Source organism: Stenotrophomonas sp. STEN008, assembly GCF_056760435.1.
On sequence record NZ_JBRRET010000003.1, the window covers coordinates 200,201 to 216,522 of the forward strand.

The following is a 16,322-nucleotide window of genomic DNA, read 5'->3' on the forward strand; positions in this document are numbered from 1 at the left end:
CAGATTTTAGCAGAAGCCTCCACCCGCCCCATGATTGCTGCGTGAGCGGGCAGCGCCGGGCCATGCCCGGCGTGCGCAGTGGCTGCAACGGCATCGCCGGGCCGCGCCCGGCGTCACCGTCAGTTGTCCAGTTCCAGCACCATGCGCACCAGCCCTTCGGTGCCGTTCGGGTGCGGAACGGGCTTGAAGCCCAGCGAGGCGGCCAGCTGCTTCATCGGCTCGTTCTCGGCCGCCACATCGCCGTACAGGCGATCCAGGTACTTGCCCCGGCCCCACTTCACCAGCTTGCGCATCAGCTGCCGGCCCAGGCCCTGGCCGATGAGGAAGCGGCTGATCAGGATCGCGTACTCGGCTTCGCGGGTACCGGGGATGATCGAGGCCCGGGCGACCGCACCGACCACGGCCTCACCGGCGGGCAGGGACTCGGCCGCGACCAGGGTGATCTCGGTCTTGGGATTCGGATGGGTCAGGCGCTGGGTGGTTTCCGGTGACAGCTCGGTCACCGCCTGCAGGAAACGGTCGCGGATTTCTTCCGGCCCGAACAGGCTGAAGGCCGCTTGCAGCGGCGCGCTGTCTTCCGGGCGGATGGGGCGGATCAGCAGCTCGTGGCCGCTGGGAGCCTTGAAGATCTCATGCCAGGGCGGCATGCGGTTGCGAGTGGCCATACCGGGTGATTCCTTGGTGGTCCATCGATTGTGGCATCACCGGGGCTGTCTTCCGTGAACAAAAGGCTCACGGGCGTACAGCCTCGTGAAGGCCATTATTCAGGTGCCTTGAGCCAATCCAGGCGGGTGCTGGCACCGGGCTCACCCAGGTGCTGGCGCAGCGCCGGCAGGGCAGGACCGACCGCCCGGTCGAACTGCCAGGGGGCATTGAGCACCAGCATGCCGCTGCCGTTGAGGCGCAGCGGTGAGTCGTCGGGGCGTACCAGGAACTCGATGGTCACTGCCGACTTGACCGGCAGGGCAGTGGCCTTGCGCAGGAAATGCAGGATCGTGCGGCGCTGCTTGATCGGGAACCACACCGCGCAGGTGGCCTGCGGCCAGCGCGCCAGCGTCTCGGCCAGCGCTGCCAGGATGCGCTGGTACTCGGCGTCCTGGGCCTCGTAGGGCGGGTCGATCAGCACCAGGCCGCGGCCGATCTTGCTGCCGTTGACCTTCGGCGGCAGCAGCGAGCGCAGCAGTGCATAGCCGTCGCCCGGGTGCACGCCGACCCGGCTGTCATGGGCGAACAGGGCCTTGAGCGTGCCTGCTTCGTCTTCCTGCAGCTCGCATACCGCCATCCGGTCCTGCGCACGCATGGCCTGGGCGGTGAGCAGGGGCGAGCCGGGGTAGTTGGTCAGCGCGCCGACCGGATTGTCGGCCTGCACGGCCTTCAGGTAGCGCTCGACCACGTCCGGCAGCTTCGGCTGCGCCATCAGGCGCATGACCCCGGATTCGGCCTCCAGCGTCTTGCGGCTCTCTTCGCTGGCCAGCAGATAGCGGCCAGCGCCGCCGTGGGTGTCCAGCACGAAGAACGGGCTGTCCTTGCGCTTGAAGCTGTCGATCAGGGCCAGCTGCACGATGTGCTTGAGGACATCGGCATGGTTGCCGGCGTGGAAGGCATGGCGGTAATTCATGCGGGCAGTGTACGGGGCGGCGGCCGCAGCGGCTATGCTGCGCGCCATGACAGCTCCCGTTGCCCATGTCCTGGTGGTCGAGGACGAAGCCGCCATCGCCGAAACCGTGCTCTACGCGCTGCGCAGCGAGGGCTACCTGGCCAGTCACTGCCTGCTCGGCAGCGATGCCCTGCAGCGGCTGCGGGACGGTGGCATCGATGTGGTGGTGCTGGACGTGGGCCTGCCGGACCTGAGCGGCTTCGAGGTCTGTCGTCGGCTGCGTGCGCTGCCCGGGCCGCAGGCGCAGCTGCCGGTGATCTTCCTGACCGCCCGCAACGACGAACTGGACCGGGTGCTGGGCCTGGAGCTGGGCGCCGATGACTACATGGCCAAGCCGTTCTCGCCGCGCGAGCTGGTGGCGCGGGTACGCGCGCGGCTGCGGCGGGCGGCGCCTGCTGCCAGCGACACCGATGCAGGCTGGCAGACGCATGGCGCCTTCGCCATCGACCGCGAGGGCCGGCGTGTCCGCTTCCACGGCCAGGCGCTGGACCTGACCCGCTACGAGTACGCCCTGCTAGAAGCCCTGCTGCAACGCCCCGGGGCCATCCTCAGCCGCGCCCAGCTGATGGACCGCGGCTGGGACAGCAGTGCCGACAGCGCCGACCGCACGGTCGATACGCACGTCAAGACCCTGCGTGCCAAGCTGCGCGCGGCCGGCGCCAGCACCGACCCGATCCGGACCCACCGTGGCCTGGGCTACGCCCTGGAGGTGTGAGCGATGCGTCTGGTGATGAAGCTGTTCCTGGGCTTCTTCCTGATCGTGGGCATCGCCGCGTTCTTCGTCATGCGCGTGTTCGTCAACGAAGTGAAGCCGGGCGTGCGCCAGGCGATGGAATCGACCCTGGTCGATGCGGCCAACGTGCTGGCCGAGATGGCGGCGGCGGACGTCAAGGCGGGCACCATCAACAGTGGCAGTTTCACCCGCAACCTGGCCAAGGCGCGGCAGCGCGACCTGAAAGCGATGGTGTGGCGCTTTCCCAAGCGCGCCCTCGATTACCGGGTGACGATCACCGATGCGAAAGGCATCGTGATCTACGATTCGCTGGGCCGCGACGTCGGTCGTGACAACTCGCGCTGGAACGATGTCTACCGCACCCTGCGCGGCGAGTACGGCGCCCGCTCCAGCCCGGAGACGCCGGGCGAGGAGGGCAACACCGTGATGCATGTGGCCGCGCCGGTGTACGACCCGGGCGATGGCCGCACCCTCATCGGCGTGCTCACCCTGGCCCAGCCCAACCGCAGCATCGATCCGTTCATTGCGGCCAGCCAGCGCGCCATCATCGAACGCGGCGCATGGCTGATAGGACTCTCGGCGCTGGTCGGGGTGCTGGTGACGATGTGGTTGACCACCGGCCTGGGCCAGCTCAGCCGCTATGCGCGCGCGGTCACCGCCGGTGAGCCGGTGCCGCCGCCACGCCGCCGCCGCGATGAGATCGGTGATCTCGGCCAGGCACTGGAGACCATGCGGCGCAAACTCGAGGGCAAGGCCTACGTCGAGCAGTACGTGCAGTCGCTGACGCACGAAATGAAGAGTCCGCTGGCCGCGATACGCGGCGCCGCCGAGCTGCTGCAGGAACCGATGGCCGATGCCGACCGTGCGCACTTCGCGCGCAGCATCCTCGAGCAGCAGGAGCGGCTGACCGAAACCATCGACAAGCTGCTGGCGCTGGCCGAAGTGGAGCAGCATGGCTGGCTGCAGACCCGTGCTCCGATCGCGCTGCCGGACCTGCTGCGGCAGACCGTCGCAGCCGCGCAGGTGCGCGCGCAGGCGGCCGGCGTCGAGGTACGCACTGATGCCGTGGCGGATCTGAGCATTCAGGGTGATGCCTATCTGCTGCGGCAGGCGCTGAACAACCTGGTCGACAACGCGGTTGCCTTCTCTCCATCGGGGACGGAGGTGGTGCTGCAGGCACAGGTTGAGGACGGCGGCGTGCGCCTGCAGGTGGCCGACCGGGGTGCCGGCATCCCCGACTATGCCCGTGACCGCGTGTTCGAGCGCTTCTATTCGCTGGCCCGTCCCGGCAGTGGCCGCCGCAGCTCCGGCCTCGGGCTGCCGTTCGTGCAGGAAGTAGCGCGCCTGCACGATGGCCGTGTCCAGCTGCAGGCCCGCGACGGCGGCGGGACCGTGGCCAGCCTGTGGTTGCCGCTGGGCATGCCCGGCCCGCGCACGCGGCGCTGACTTCACATCCGCTTCAAATTCGCCACAAACCCCGCTCACCGCGACGGTCCATGCTGCAGCCCTCTCCAACGAGGATGGACCATGAAATCCCTGAACATGCTGCTGCGGTTCGCCATTGTCGGCGGACTGATCCTGCTGCTGCTGATTCCGCTGATGATGATCCGCAGCGTGATCAACGAGCGCAGCCAATACCGCGACGAAGCCTTCGCGCGGGTCGCTGACAGCCGCGCCGGCGCGCAGCGGCTGGTGGGGCCGGTGCGGGTGGTGCCGTGGGTGGAGCGCCAGCAGGTGGAAGTCGTCGACGCCAAGGGCAACAAGAAGACCGAGGTGCAGGTCAGCGAAGGGCACTGGCTGCAGATGCCGGCCTCGCTCGACATTGGCGGCGAGATGCTGCCCAGCCAGCGTGAGGTCGGGCTGTTCAAGGTGCCGGTATACAGCTGGAACGGCCAGTTGAAGGCCTCTTTCGCGGCTGACGACTATCCGGTCAAGCCAGGCCGTACCTATGGCCAGCCCTATGTGGCGTTGGGCGTATCTGACGCGCGTGGCCTGGTCGGGACGCCCAACCTGCGCGTGGATGGCCGCCAGGTGCGCCTGCTGCCGGGTGTCGGCGCCGCTGCGGAACTGGGGCGCGGCCTGCATGCCCCCGTGGCCGGCTTTGCCGGGGTGCAGGGTGGACAGCTGGCAGCAAGCACGGTGGAGCTGGAGCTGCGGCTGGACGGCAGCCGGATGTTGTCGGTCGTGCCGGTAGGCGATGACAACCGCATCGCACTGCGTTCGCGCTGGCCGCATCCGTCCTTCGCCGGCGCCTTCCTGCCGAACGAACGCCGCGTCGATGCGCAGGGCTTCGACGCACGCTGGGCGGTGTCCTCGCTGGCCTCCGATGCCCAGCGCCAGCTGCGCAGCGATGGCGCGGGGGCGTCGCAGTCGGTGAGCGTGTCGCTGGTCGATCCGGTCGATGCCTACACGCAGGCGGATCGCGCCTCCAAGTATGGCGTGCTGTTCGTGCTGCTCACCTTCGTCGGCTTCATTCTGTTCGAGCTGATCAGATCGCTGCGCATCCACCCGCTGCAGTACCTGATGGTGGGCCTGGCGCTGGCGATCTTCTTCCTGCTGCTGATCAGCCTGTCCGAGCACATCGCCTTCTGGAAGGCCTATCTGGTCTCGGCGGCGGCCTGCATCGGCGTGCAGGCGGTGTATCTGGCCAACGTGCTCGGTCACTGGAAGCGCGGCCTGGGCTTCGCCGCGCTGCTGACCGTGCTGTATGGCGCGCTTTACGGGCTGCTGGTCTCGGAGAACAACGCGCTGCTGATGGGCTCGCTGCTGCTGTTCGTGATTCTGGCGCTGGCGATGTGGGTGACCCGCCGCGTGGACTGGTATGCGCTGGGCGCGGAAGCAAAGTGAGGAGAACGCGATGGGATGGCGCCAGGGATTGCGGCTGAGAGCCCAGCAAGGCATTCCGGCCCTGCTCGAAGTGGATGCACTGCTGCAGGCGCATGGCGTGCTGGCGGCCCTGCCGGGGGCACGGATCGCCCCCGGCCTGGTCCGCTTCCAGCTGGCAGCGGCCACCTGCGAAGGAGTGCTGGGGCAGGGGCTGGAGTGGCTGGACGGTGCACGGCAGGGACGTGGCGTGCTGGGTGGAAAGGTGCCGCGCTACCGGCCCTGGAAGGCCGGGCCGGGGGCATTGGCCGAGATCGGCATCGCCGGCCTGCCCGGCGACTGGCCTGCGCATGCTGCGGTTTACGGCTGCAGCAGCATTGACCGGCGGCACTGGTTGCTGCTGCTGCCCATGCGCGCCCAGTTGTGGCTGGGCTGGAGCGGATGAGGCGCCTGCACCGCCCATGACCGATGGGACGGGGGCCAAGCGCCCCCGCTGGCTAGACTCGAGGGGTTGATGATCGAGCCGAAGGGCAGGGGTGGGATGTGCTGAAGTGGGGCGTGCTGGCGGTTGCGCTGGCGATGAGCGGCAATGCGATGGCGCAGCAGCGCGAGCCGGTGGACCTGGACATGGTCAGCCGCATCCGCCAGGAGGCGTTCCATCGCTCGCAGGTGATGGACACCTTCAGCTATCTCACCGAGCGCATCGGGCCGCGCCTGACCAACTCCCCGGCGATGGGGCGCGCAAACGCGTGGACCCGCAGCAAGTTCACCGAATGGAAGCTGGACAATGTCCACGACGAAGCGTTCGATGACTTCGGCCGTGGCTGGGAGTTCACCTCGGCCAGCGTGGAGATGCTCGGCGACCGCGTGATGCCGCTGCACGCACTGCCCAAGGCCTGGACGCCGGGCACCCGCGGACCGGTCGAGGGCGAGCTGGTACAGGTGGACATCAAGAAGCCGGAAGACATCGAGAAGTACCGCGGCAAGCTGCGCGGGAAGATCCTGCTGCTCGGCGAGGCGCGCGAGTACAAGCGGGGTACCGAGCCGGACTCGCATCGTCACGACGCCACCTCGCTGGAGGGACTGCAGGAATTCACCCTGCCCAAGGACAAGGACGCCACCGCCGAGCGCGCCAAGCGGGTGAAGGAGTACCAGGAGAGGCAGGCGCTGGCGGCCAAGGTCAACGCCTTCTTCGTCGAGGAAGGCGCATTGGCCTCGATCAGCATCAGCAGCTGGGACAACGGCATCATCCGCGTGGCCGGTGGCGGCTCGCGCAAGGCCGGGGAATCGGTCGGCATTCCGGAGCTGGCGATGATCGCCGAGCACTTCAATCCGCTGGTGCGTGCACTGGAGGCCAAGCAGCCCGTGCGCCTGCGGGTGGACGTGAGCGCGCGTTTCACCGACGACAGCGATCAGCCCGGCTACAACACGCTGGCGGAGATCCGGGGCAGCAGCAGGCCGGATGAGGTGGTGATGATCGGCGCGCACCTCGATTCCTGGCACAGCGGCACCGGCGCGGCCGACAACGCGGCCGGCGTGGCGGTGATGATGGAAGCCATGCGCATCCTCAAGGCCACCGGTGCCAAGCCCCGGCGCACCATCCGGGTGGCGCTGTGGAGCGGCGAGGAGCAGGGCCTGATCGGCTCGCAGGCCTACGTCGCCAAGCACTTCGGCCAGTTCCCGGAACCGGTGGACGCTGCGCAGAAGGCGTTGCCGGCCTCGCTGCGCGACCCCACCGGACCGCTGCGCAAGACCCGCGACTACAGCAAGTTCCAGGTCTACTTCAACATGGACAACGGCTCCGGCCGCTTCCGTGGCATCTACGCGCAGGAGAACCTGGCGGCGATGCCGATCTTCGAGGCCTGGCTCGCCCCGTTCCATGACGTCGGCGCCACCACGGTGGCGACCCGCAACACCGGCAGCACCGACCACATCAGCTTCGATCGCATCGGCCTGCCCGGCTTCCAGTTCATCCAGGACCGGCTGGATTACTTCACCAATGTCCACCACAGCCATCTGGACACCTGGGACCACGCCGAGCCCGAAGATCTCAAGCAGGCAGCGGCCATCGTGGCCTCCTTTGCCTACAACGCGGCGATGCGAGAGCAGTCGTTCCCGCGCAAGGCCGAGCCGCAGCCGTGACGTGAGCCGGAGGGGCGGACTCCGTCCGTCCCTCCGTGCCGGCGCGGGGCTGGTGGTAAAATCGGGGAATTCCCGTTCCTCGAGCCCCACATGACCTGCCGCACCCGCTTCGCCCCCAGTCCTACCGGTTATCTGCATATCGGTGGCGCCCGCACCGCGCTGTACTGCTGGCTGGAGGCCCGCCACCGCGGCGGCGAGTTCGTGCTGCGCATCGAGGATACCGACCGTGAACGCAGCACCCAGGGGGCGATCGACGCCATCCTGGAGGCGATGGAGTGGCTGGGCCTGGACTACGACGAAGGTCCGATCTACCAGACCGACCGGGTGGCCCGTTACCGGGAAGTCGCCGAGCAGCTGATTGCCGACGGCAAGGCCTACTACGCCTATGAAACCCGGGAAGAGCTGGACGCGATGCGCGAAGCCGCCATGGCCAGGCAGGAAAAGCCGCGCTACAACGGTGCCGCGCGCGAGCTGGGCCTGCCATACCGGGACGACCCGAACCGCGTCATCCGCTTCAAGAATCCGCTGCAGGGTACGGTGGTGTTCGATGACCTGATCAAGGGCCGGATCGAGATCGCCAACAGCGAACTGGATGACATGGTCATCTTCCGTCCGGACGGCTATCCCACCTACAACTTCGCGGTGGTGGTGGATGACTGGGACATGGGCATCACCGAGGTCATCCGCGGTGACGACCACATCAACAACACGCCGCGCCAGATCAACCTGTACGAAGGCATCGGTGCACCGGTGCCGAAGTTCGGCCACATGCCGATGATCCTGGACGAGCAGGGCGCCAAGCTGTCCAAGCGCACCGGTGCCGCCGACGTGATGCAGTACCGGGATGCCGGCTACCTGCCGGACGCACTGCTGAGCTACCTGGCCCGCCTGGGCTGGTCGCATGGCGACCAGGAACTGTTTACCCGCCAGGAACTGATCGACCTGTTCGATGTGAAGGACTGCAACTCCAAGGCGTCGCGCCTGGACATGGCCAAGCTGGGCTGGGTCAACCAGCACTTCCTGAAGACCGTGGAACCGGCCGACATCGTGCCGCACCTGCTCTACCAGCTGCAGAAGCTGGGCCTGGACGTGGCGGCGGGCCCGGCACCGGTAGACGTGGTGATCGCCCTGCGTGAACGCGTGCAGACCCTGAAGGAAATGGCCGAGAAGGCCGTGGTCTGGTACCAGCCGCTGAACGACTACGACGAAGCCGCAGTGGCCAAGCACTTCAAGGCCGGGGCCGAGGTCGCCCTGGGCAAGGCCCGTGAACTGCTGGCGGCGCTGCCGGAATGGACGGCCGAAGCGGTCGGCACGGCCCTGCACGACACGGCCGCCGCGCTGGAGATCGGCATGGGCAAGGTCGCCCAGCCGCTGCGCGTGGCCATCACCGGTACCCAGGTCAGCCCTGACATTTCCCACACCGTGTACCTGGCCGGCCGTGAGCAGGCCTTGAAACGCATCGACGCGGCCATTACCAAGGTAGCAACGGTCTGAGGCATCCTTGCCAGGCCGAACCGGAGAACGCGCATGCCCGCCAAGACTGCCACTGCCTGTACCGCCCCCCACCACCACGTCCATGACGCATCGGATTTCGTGGCGGTGGTCGAGCGTGTCTCGCGCGAACGCGGGCTGCGCTTGACCCCCATCCGCGCCAACGTACTGAAGCTGATCGCCGAAGCCGGCAAGCCGGTCAAGGCCTACGAGCTGCTGGAATGGGTGCGCAACGGCAAGGGCGTGGGCGCCGATGCCCCGCCCACCGTGTACCGCGCGCTGGACTTCCTGATGGCCAACGGCTTCGTGCACAAGCTGGAATCGGTGAATGCCTTCGTGGCCTGCCACCACCCCAGCAGTGCGGCGCATTCGGTGCCGTTCCTGATCTGCAACAGCTGCCACAGCGCGGTGGAACTGGAAGACCGCGAGATCGTCGGCCAGCTGGAGAAGCGGGCCAAGGAGCTCGGCTTCCAGCCGCAGGCGCAGACGCTGGAAGTGCACGGACTCTGCGCCCGCTGCGCAGGCTGAGCGGCCGGCGCGAGTGGGGTCAGATCCCTTTTGCCAAGGCAAAAGGGATCTGACCCCCGTTTCACGAGCTCGACCCTACCGGGCCGGCGCAGGCTCGGCCGCCGTATCCACCCGTGCGATCACCGACATGCCGGGACGCAGTCGCGCGGCCAGCTCCTGCCCCGGATCGATCGAGATCCGGATCGGCAGCCGCTGCACCACCTTGGTGAAGTTGCCGCTGGCATTGTCCGGACGCAGGACGCTGAATTCCGAGCCGGTGGCGGGGGCGATCTGCTCCACATGGCCGCGCAGCACCTGGCCCTGGAACGCGTCCACGGCGAACGTCGCAGGTTGGCCGATGCGCATCTGCCAGGTCTGGCCCTCCTTGTAGTTGGCGACCACCCACAGCGCGTCGGGCACCAGGAACAGCAGCTGCGAGCCGGCGGCCACGTACTGGCCGGTGCGCACGCTGGCCTCGCTGATCTGCCCGTCGCGCGGCGCATGGATCACGGTATTGGCCAGGTCGATGCGTGCCAGTTCCAGCTGCGCCTGTGCGCTTTCCACCTGTGCCTCCAGGCTCTTGCGTGCCACCTGGGTGGAGACCAGCGTTTCCTCGGCGATGCGGATCTGTGCCTGTGACTGCTGCACGCTGGCCTGCGCCGACGCCTGGGTCGTGCGGAAGCGGTCGCGGTCATTGATCGATACCAGGCGTTGTGCGGCGAGCTGTTCGTATCGCTTCAGCTCGTTGCGGGAGCGCTCAAGCTCGGCCTTGCCGGCGGACAGGGTGGCCTGGGCCGCAGCGATCTGCGCGCGGTTCTGCGCCTGCGACTGATCGGAGTTGGCCAACGCCGCGCGCGCGCTGTCCAGCGTGGCCTGTGCCTGCGCCACGCGCTGCGCATAGATGCGGTCATCGATGCGCAGCAGTGGTTCGCCCTTCTTCACGTGCTGGAAGTCCTTCACCAGCACCTCGGTCACATAGCCATTGACCTGGGGTGCCATCACCGTGATCTGCCCGCGCACGTAGGCGTTGTCGGTGACCATCACGCTGCTGGCAAACGGCCACAGGTGCCACGCGCGCAGGATCAGTGCGATGCCCAGCAGGGCCACCACCACCATCACTGCCACGCTGCGCGCGCTGGGTCTGAGGTACTTCGGCGCGACCGCCGGCTCAACCGGCGTGGGCGCAGGTGCCGCGTCGGTTGGCGGCGGTGGAGTCACGTTGTCGGCATCGTCGGGACGGGGCGGGACGGGAGGCATGGCGAAGGACTCAGCGGGGCGCTGCGGGGGAGGCCGCAGCGGAGGAGGGCGGATGGCGCTTGCGCCACTGTTTGAGCACGGCGGTACGCAGCGACAGCAGCAGCAACCAGCACAGGAAGCCGATCGCCAGCCAGCCGCTCAGGGTGAACACATCATTGAACCCACGGACATTGGCCTCGCGGCGCGTCGTCTGTGCCAGCTGCGCGGTGCCCTGCGCGCTGCGCAGCACCGGATCGGTGATCTGCGCGGCGTACAGCTGCTGCTGGATGCGCAGGCGCTGCGCCACCACCGGGTCGGCGGGATCAAGCTGGCTGGTCAGCGCGCTGGAATACAGCTGTTCGCGATGCAGCTGGAAGGTTCCCAGCAGCGCCGAGCCGGCCAGCCCGCCCAGCGTCTGGGTGATCGACAGCGTTACCAGGAAGGTGATCATGTGGTCCACACCCTGTTTCAGGGCGGCGGAGATGCCCAGCATGATCAGCGGGCCCATGAACATCCCGGCACCGACCGAGGCCAGGAACTGGCTGAGGTAGAAATCGTGGGGACGGTCCATGCTGGTGCGGTTCTGGTCGAAGAACGCCGCCGAACCCAGCAGCAGGATCGCCATCAGCAGCTGCGGGATCAGCCGCTTCGGGCCGAAGGTCACGGCGGTACCGATGATGCCGGTGACAACCCCTGCCAGAATCACCACGAACAAGGGGCGCAGCTGGTCCGGGCCCATGCCCAGCGTGCGCATCAGGCTGACCACGCCGTAGGACTGCTCAGTGGTCAGGAAGCGGATGAGGAACGCACCCACGATGAAGTGCAGTACCGGCAGGCTGGCCAGCCAGCGCGTCTGCAGCAGTGGATTGCGCCGGTAGTGCTCGATGATGAACGCGGTGGTCGACAACGCGATCGAGGCGACCAGCGCCCAGCCCAGCCACGGTGTGTCCAGCCACCAGCGCGTGTAGCCCTGGGCCAGCACCACCACCAGCAGCGCAACCGCCGGGGCAAGCAGGCTGAAGGTGAGGAAATCCATGGGCTCGAAGGCCTTGATCTGCACGCCTGGCGGCAGCTTCAGCACCACCACCGCCGCGAACGCACACAGCGCCAGCCCTGCTTCGAAGGAATACAGCTGGTGCCATTGCCCGGTATCGACCAGGCCGGGCGACACGATCCAGGCCAGCGGAACTGCCAGCTGCGACAGACCGACGCCGACCACCAGCAGGTTGCCGGTGAAGCGCCGCGGCAACGCCTGCAGCATGTACAGCGTACCCAGCGTTGAACACGCCGCACCGGCGAAACCGCTGGCCGCGCGCGTCAGCATCGTGGTTTCGAAGCTGCCCACGAACAGGTGCAGCACGGCCAGCGCGGCATACAGCCCCAGGCCGATCTCGGCGAACAGGCGGATGCCGTACTGCTGGCGGAACTTGAAGGCCAGCAGGTTGGCGGTGACGTTGACCATCGCGTAAGCGGCCACCAGCCAGCTGCCCTGGGTCGGGGTGAGCTGCAGTTGCCCCTGCAGGAACGGCAGGTTGGCGGTGACCAGCGCATTGCCGAGGCCGCCGGTGATGGCCACCAGCAGGGACACCAGGGCATAGGCTGCACGCCGGTACGGAGGGTGCCACGGCATGGAAGCCGATCCGGGCATGGTGGGCTTCTCATGCTCCTCCCAGTCCGGCACCGGCTTCAGATACGGCTGCACCATCAGCGTGCTCCGCTGGCTGCTCCCTGGAGTCCTCCGCGCAGCAGTTGCAGGGCACGCCCGGCCAGACGGGCGCGCTCGTCACGGGTCTTGCCGCGAAGGGCCGCTCCCAGCATGCCGGAGATCAGTGAAATATCCGTTTTTTCCAGATCGGGACGGCACAGGCCTGCGGCGATGGCCCGCTGGATCGGTGCTTCCAGCAGGTCGCGTACGGTCTCGCGCGCGGCGCGCATGGAGGGCACGTCCGAATCAACGGCGCGCCAGTAATCGGCCAGCGCAGGTGAATCGATGATGCGCTGGGCCATCCCCTCGAACACCTCGAACAGGGCGTCGTCACGGTCGCCCAGCTGCTCCACCTGGCGGCGGATGCGGTCGACCGCACGCTGCAGCAGGGCCTGGATCAGCGCGGTGCGGTCGGGAAAATTGCGGTACAGCGTGGCCCGGCCCACCTGGGCGCGTTCGACCACCAGGTCCAGCGGAGCGGTGACGCCGTGTTGCCCGAACACATGGTCGGCGGCGTCGAGAATGAGGGCACGGCGGGCAGCGGCATCAGCGCGTTGAGCGGTCATGGGTTCATTTTCGGACAGAAGTGTCCGATGTGCGAGACATTGAGTGACGGGATTGTCCGGTTGTTGTCCTACGCACATCTTTGTGATCGGTGTGTGAATTCTTATCCATGGCAGGTGGGAGGTGCCACGCGGCCATGTTGATCACGTCACGATGCGGCTCACGACTGAAGCCGTACCGTGTCCAAAAAAAAAACGGGGGGCCAGCAGGCCCCCCCGGGAGAGAACGACAACGAGCGTCGTCAGGGATCAGTGGATCGGCGTCCTGCTGCTGGACGGGTCAGAAGTACGCACGGATGCCGAATGCGACACCGCGGCCCGGCAGCGGCGAGTAGTCGCGCAGCAGCGAGGTGTGCGGGCGCACTTCACGGTTGGTCAGGTTGCTGCCATCCAGGAACACCTCATAGCTGTTGCTGTCGTTGCGATCCCAGCGGTAGGCCAGGTGCGCATCGACCAGCGTGTAGCCGTTGCTCGGCTCTTCGTTCTGCGCCACGTCCCTCTGCCGGCTGTAACGTACGGCGCCCACCGACGCGCGCCAGCCGTCCTTCGCCCAGCGCAGGTCGGCACCGACGCGGGCCGGGGCGATGCGCGGCAGGTAGCCGGTGTTGGCCAGCTCCACGGTGTAGTTGTGGTTGTGGTCACCGTGCGGCACCGCGATGTCGAGGTTGCGGCTGCCGTTGCCGTCCAGCTTGGCCTGCACGTAATCGCCGAACAGGCGCAGATCCCAGTCGCCTGCGACGCCTTCGAACAGATGCACCAGGGCTTCCGCCTCGGCACCCTTGAACACCGCATCCTGCTGCGTCCATGCACGCACCGGCAGGCCTTCGGTGACGCCGGTGTCGGCCAGGTAGATGAAGTCCTTGAACTTCGTCTGGTAGATCGAGGCGGAGAAGTCCAGGCGATCGCTGTGGGTGTGGATGCCCAGCTCGACACGCTGGCCGCGCTCGGTCTTCAGGTTGGCGTCGCCGATTTCCAGCGAGCGGGTGGCAATGTGCGCGCCAGCGGCATACAGCTCTTCATTGGTGGGGGCACGTTCGGAGCTGTCCACGCCGATGCGCAGGTCGACCGCGTCGTTGAGCTTCCAGATGCCGGCCGCGGACAGATTGGTGGCATCGAACTGCCGGCGGCGGTAATCGCCGGTCGGGTCCAGCTTGACCTGGTCGTGGCGGCCGCCGAGTTCGAGCTTGAACGGGCCGAACTGCTTCTCCTGCAGCACGAACAGGCCGATGTTTTTCGTTCCGGTGTCCGGCACGAATGCTTCTTCGCCCTTGGCGCCGAAATCGCTGTTGCCGAACTGCACGCCGAAGGCGCCGTCCCAGCCACCGACCTGCTGCTGTACGGCTTCCAGGCGGGTTTCGATGCCGCGGTTGGTGAAGCGTGTGGAGGGCGTGCCGGCCTCCAGCTCGACATGCTCGTAGTCGGTGTAGGCCACGCGGGCATTGATGTTCTTCAGGAACGAGACCGGGTTGTAGATGCCGGCCTTGGTCTCGAAGCGGTTCTGCACCATGTCGATGCGTACGTCATGCTCGTCGCCGCCTTCCTCCTCCTCGCCGTGATCATGATCATGATCGTGGTCATGATCGTCGCCGTCCGCGTGGACGTGGGCGCCATTGGGGATGCCATAGTTGGTGCGATAGGTGCTGGCCGACACGCCGAAGTAGCCGCCCTCGCCCAGCCAGGTGGCACCCACGCCACCGGCCCGGGTGCGGATGGAGCTGTTGTCCAGGCGGCCACGGCGCGGCTCGTCGCCTTCCTCGCCCGCGTGGTCGTGGTCATGGTCTTCGTGGTGGTCTTCCAGGCTGTCGATCACCGCGTAGCCGGGAATGCGGTAGTCGTCGCCGTTGCGCACCAGGCCGTCGACATGCAGCACGACGTTGCCGCTGACGCCGTCGAGGCGGAACATGCCGCTGCGTTCGTCATTGACGGAGTTGCCGCGCAGTTCAGCGCGGCCGCTGAGCGGACGGTCGGGCAGCTCGCGGGCAATGCGGCCATCGACGACGTTGACCGCGCCGCCGATCGCACCGCTGCCGAACAGCAGTGTCGCCGGACCCTTCAGCACTTCGATCTGATCAGCCAGGAACGGCTCGATGCTGGTGGCATGGTCGGCGCTGACGGTGGAGGCATCCATGTTGCCCATGCCGTTGGACAGCACGGCCACCCGCGGGCCTTCCTGGCCGCGGATGATCGGACGACCGACACCGGGGCCGAAGAAGGTGCTCTGCACGCCCGGCAGCTTGGCCACCGTATCGCCGAGGGTGCCTGCCTTCTGTTCGTCCAGGCGCTCGCCGGCGAGCACTTCGACCGGCCGCGCCAGCGACTCGGCATCGCCCTGCAGCGGCGAGGCGGTGACCTGCACCGACGACAGCTCGGTCAGGTGGCGGTCACGGTGCGCATCGTCGTCGGCTGCGGCGAATGCGGCGGACGGCAGCAGCGCGGCGAGCGCCAGGGCGAGGGTGTGCGGCTTGAACCGCAGGGAAGGGGCGGGCATCGAGAAATCCTTGTTACTGTGTATCAATTGTGAAGCGCACGTATCCCGTCGCGGGACAGGGGGAGAGGAGATCGTGCGGACCAGGGAGGGATGTTATATTATTCCATAACGATTCGCCGACCCTGCTGGAAGTCATGTCCCTCTCCTCCCACCTGCGCCATCTGCTCGACCGTTTCGGTGCCACCGGATCGATGCTGTGCGCAGTGCACTGTGCGGTGATTCCGGTGCTGCTGGCCGCGGCGCCTTCGCTGGGCCTGTCGTTCTGGCTCAGCGATGGCGTTGAACAGGCGCTGGTCGTGTTCGTGACCCTGCTGGGTCTGTTCAGCCTTGTCTGGGGCTACCGCCGGCATGGCGCCCTGCGCGCGCTGGCGTTCCTGATTCCCGGGCTGGTCGCGCTGTGGGCCGGGGTTCTGTACGACCCGCTGCATCACAATGCCGTGCCGCACGCGGTGGTGATGACCATTGGCGGTCTGCTGGTCGGCGTTGCCCATCTGGTCAATCTGCGGCTCAACCACAGCCACGTACACGACGCCAGCTGCGCGCACTAGGCGCTCCGTGATAGGCTTTCCGATCGTGCGCGGGGGCGTCCAGCAAGGCGGCCCCGCCGAACCCGTGTCAGCACGGGGTAACCAGATTTCACATTTGAGGAGTTGAAGACATGGGTAAGGGTGACCGCAAGACCGCCAAGGGCAAGCGCTACAACGCCAGCTACGGCAACGCCCGTTCGCACACCGCGAGCAAGGTCGCCGTAGGCGCCGCTGCCCCGGTCGCCAAGAAGACCGTGGCCAAGGCTCCGGCGAAGAAGGCCGTGGCGAAGAAGGCCGTCGCCAAGGCCTGATCGGCCGGCCGATGGGTCAACGAAGAACGCGGCGCCTGGCGCCGCGTTTTTTTATGCGTGTCGTTGCGGCCGCCGCGTTGGCCGGGGGCGGGGGCCCGGCCCCCCCCCCAAAGGCAGCGGGCCGCGGGCGGGCCCCCCC

The 16,322-nt window shown here is 67.5% G+C and carries 15 protein-coding genes; 9 read left to right on the top strand and 6 right to left on the bottom strand.

Going from position 1 to position 16,322, the window contains the following annotated elements:
* Positions 1-119: 119 nt before the first annotated feature.
* Both ACVOME_RS02935 and ACVOME_RS02940 read right to left on the bottom strand, forming a co-directional pair.
* On the bottom strand, positions 120-665 hold the full coding sequence (locus ACVOME_RS02935; protein ID WP_053517384.1) for a GNAT family N-acetyltransferase: 546 nt from the start codon (positions 663-665) through the stop codon (positions 120-122).
* Between the two features lie 95 nt (positions 666-760).
* Complete coding sequence (locus ACVOME_RS02940; protein WP_053517399.1) at positions 761-1,618, bottom strand: 23S rRNA (adenine(2030)-N(6))-methyltransferase RlmJ; 858 nt, start codon at positions 1,616-1,618, stop codon at positions 761-763.
* A 34-nt stretch (positions 1,619-1,652) separates the two neighbouring features.
* Between ACVOME_RS02940 and creB the strand changes: the two genes are divergently transcribed.
* The 7 genes from creB (at position 1,653) to ACVOME_RS02975 (ending at position 9,374) form a co-directional block, all read left to right on the top strand.
* A complete protein-coding gene (gene creB / locus ACVOME_RS02945) occupies positions 1,653-2,372 on the top strand; it encodes a two-component system response regulator CreB (RefSeq protein ID WP_111185841.1) in 720 nt (239 codons plus the stop codon).
* Positions 2,373-2,375: 3 nt separating this feature from the next.
* Positions 2,376-3,836, top strand: a complete 1,461-nt coding sequence (gene creC, locus ACVOME_RS02950; protein ID WP_481504702.1) for a two-component system sensor histidine kinase CreC — start codon at positions 2,376-2,378, stop codon at positions 3,834-3,836.
* Positions 3,837-3,917: 81 nt separating this feature from the next.
* Positions 3,918-5,237, top strand: coding sequence for a cell envelope integrity protein CreD (gene creD, locus ACVOME_RS02955; protein ID WP_481504703.1), 1,320 nt, complete (start codon positions 3,918-3,920; stop codon positions 5,235-5,237).
* A gap of 10 nt (positions 5,238-5,247) precedes the next feature.
* Entirely contained in the window at positions 5,248-5,658 is a 411-nt protein-coding gene (locus ACVOME_RS02960) for a hypothetical protein (RefSeq protein ID WP_065181152.1), read from the top strand.
* 98 nt (positions 5,659-5,756) lie between these two features.
* Positions 5,757-7,355: a M20/M25/M40 family metallo-hydrolase gene (locus ACVOME_RS02965; RefSeq protein ID WP_111185835.1), complete on the top strand. Its 1,599-nt coding sequence runs from the start codon at positions 5,757-5,759 to the stop codon at positions 7,353-7,355.
* A 90-nt stretch (positions 7,356-7,445) separates the two neighbouring features.
* Positions 7,446-8,849: a glutamate--tRNA ligase gene (gene gltX, locus ACVOME_RS02970; protein WP_481504704.1), complete on the top strand. Its 1,404-nt coding sequence runs from the start codon at positions 7,446-7,448 to the stop codon at positions 8,847-8,849.
* A 33-nt stretch (positions 8,850-8,882) separates the two neighbouring features.
* Complete coding sequence (locus ACVOME_RS02975; protein ID WP_053517393.1) at positions 8,883-9,374, top strand: Fur family transcriptional regulator; 492 nt, start codon at positions 8,883-8,885, stop codon at positions 9,372-9,374.
* A 75-nt stretch (positions 9,375-9,449) separates the two neighbouring features.
* Here ACVOME_RS02975 and ACVOME_RS02980 read toward each other — a convergent pair whose 3' ends face one another.
* From ACVOME_RS02980 to ACVOME_RS02995, 4 genes are all read right to left on the bottom strand, one after another.
* The gene (locus ACVOME_RS02980) at positions 9,450-10,610 is read right to left on the bottom strand and encodes an HlyD family secretion protein (RefSeq protein WP_065174666.1); all 1,161 of its coding nucleotides are present in this window, start codon (positions 10,608-10,610) and stop codon (positions 9,450-9,452) included.
* A gap of 10 nt (positions 10,611-10,620) precedes the next feature.
* Positions 10,621-12,294, bottom strand: coding sequence for an MFS transporter (locus ACVOME_RS02985; protein ID WP_074900903.1), 1,674 nt, complete (start codon positions 12,292-12,294; stop codon positions 10,621-10,623).
* Entirely contained in the window at positions 12,294-12,860 is a 567-nt protein-coding gene (locus tag ACVOME_RS02990) for a TetR/AcrR family transcriptional regulator (protein WP_053518751.1), read from the bottom strand. Before ACVOME_RS02990 ends, ACVOME_RS02985 begins: the two co-directional genes overlap by 1 nt.
* 277 nt (positions 12,861-13,137) lie before the next feature.
* Positions 13,138-15,345, bottom strand: coding sequence for a TonB-dependent receptor (locus ACVOME_RS02995; RefSeq protein WP_481504705.1), 2,208 nt, complete (start codon positions 15,343-15,345; stop codon positions 13,138-13,140).
* Between the two features lie 134 nt (positions 15,346-15,479).
* Here ACVOME_RS02995 and ACVOME_RS03000 point away from each other — a divergent pair, with 134 nt between their 5' ends.
* The gene (locus ACVOME_RS03000) at positions 15,480-15,893 is read left to right on the top strand and encodes a MerC domain-containing protein (protein WP_053518754.1); all 414 of its coding nucleotides are present in this window, start codon (positions 15,480-15,482) and stop codon (positions 15,891-15,893) included.
* A 110-nt stretch (positions 15,894-16,003) separates the two neighbouring features.
* Positions 16,004-16,183 carry a 30S ribosomal protein THX gene (locus tag ACVOME_RS03005; RefSeq protein WP_004150462.1) on the top strand — a complete coding sequence of 60 codons (180 nt, stop codon included), beginning with the start codon at positions 16,004-16,006 and terminating at the stop codon, positions 16,181-16,183.
* The last annotated feature ends 139 nt before the right edge of the window (positions 16,184-16,322 follow it).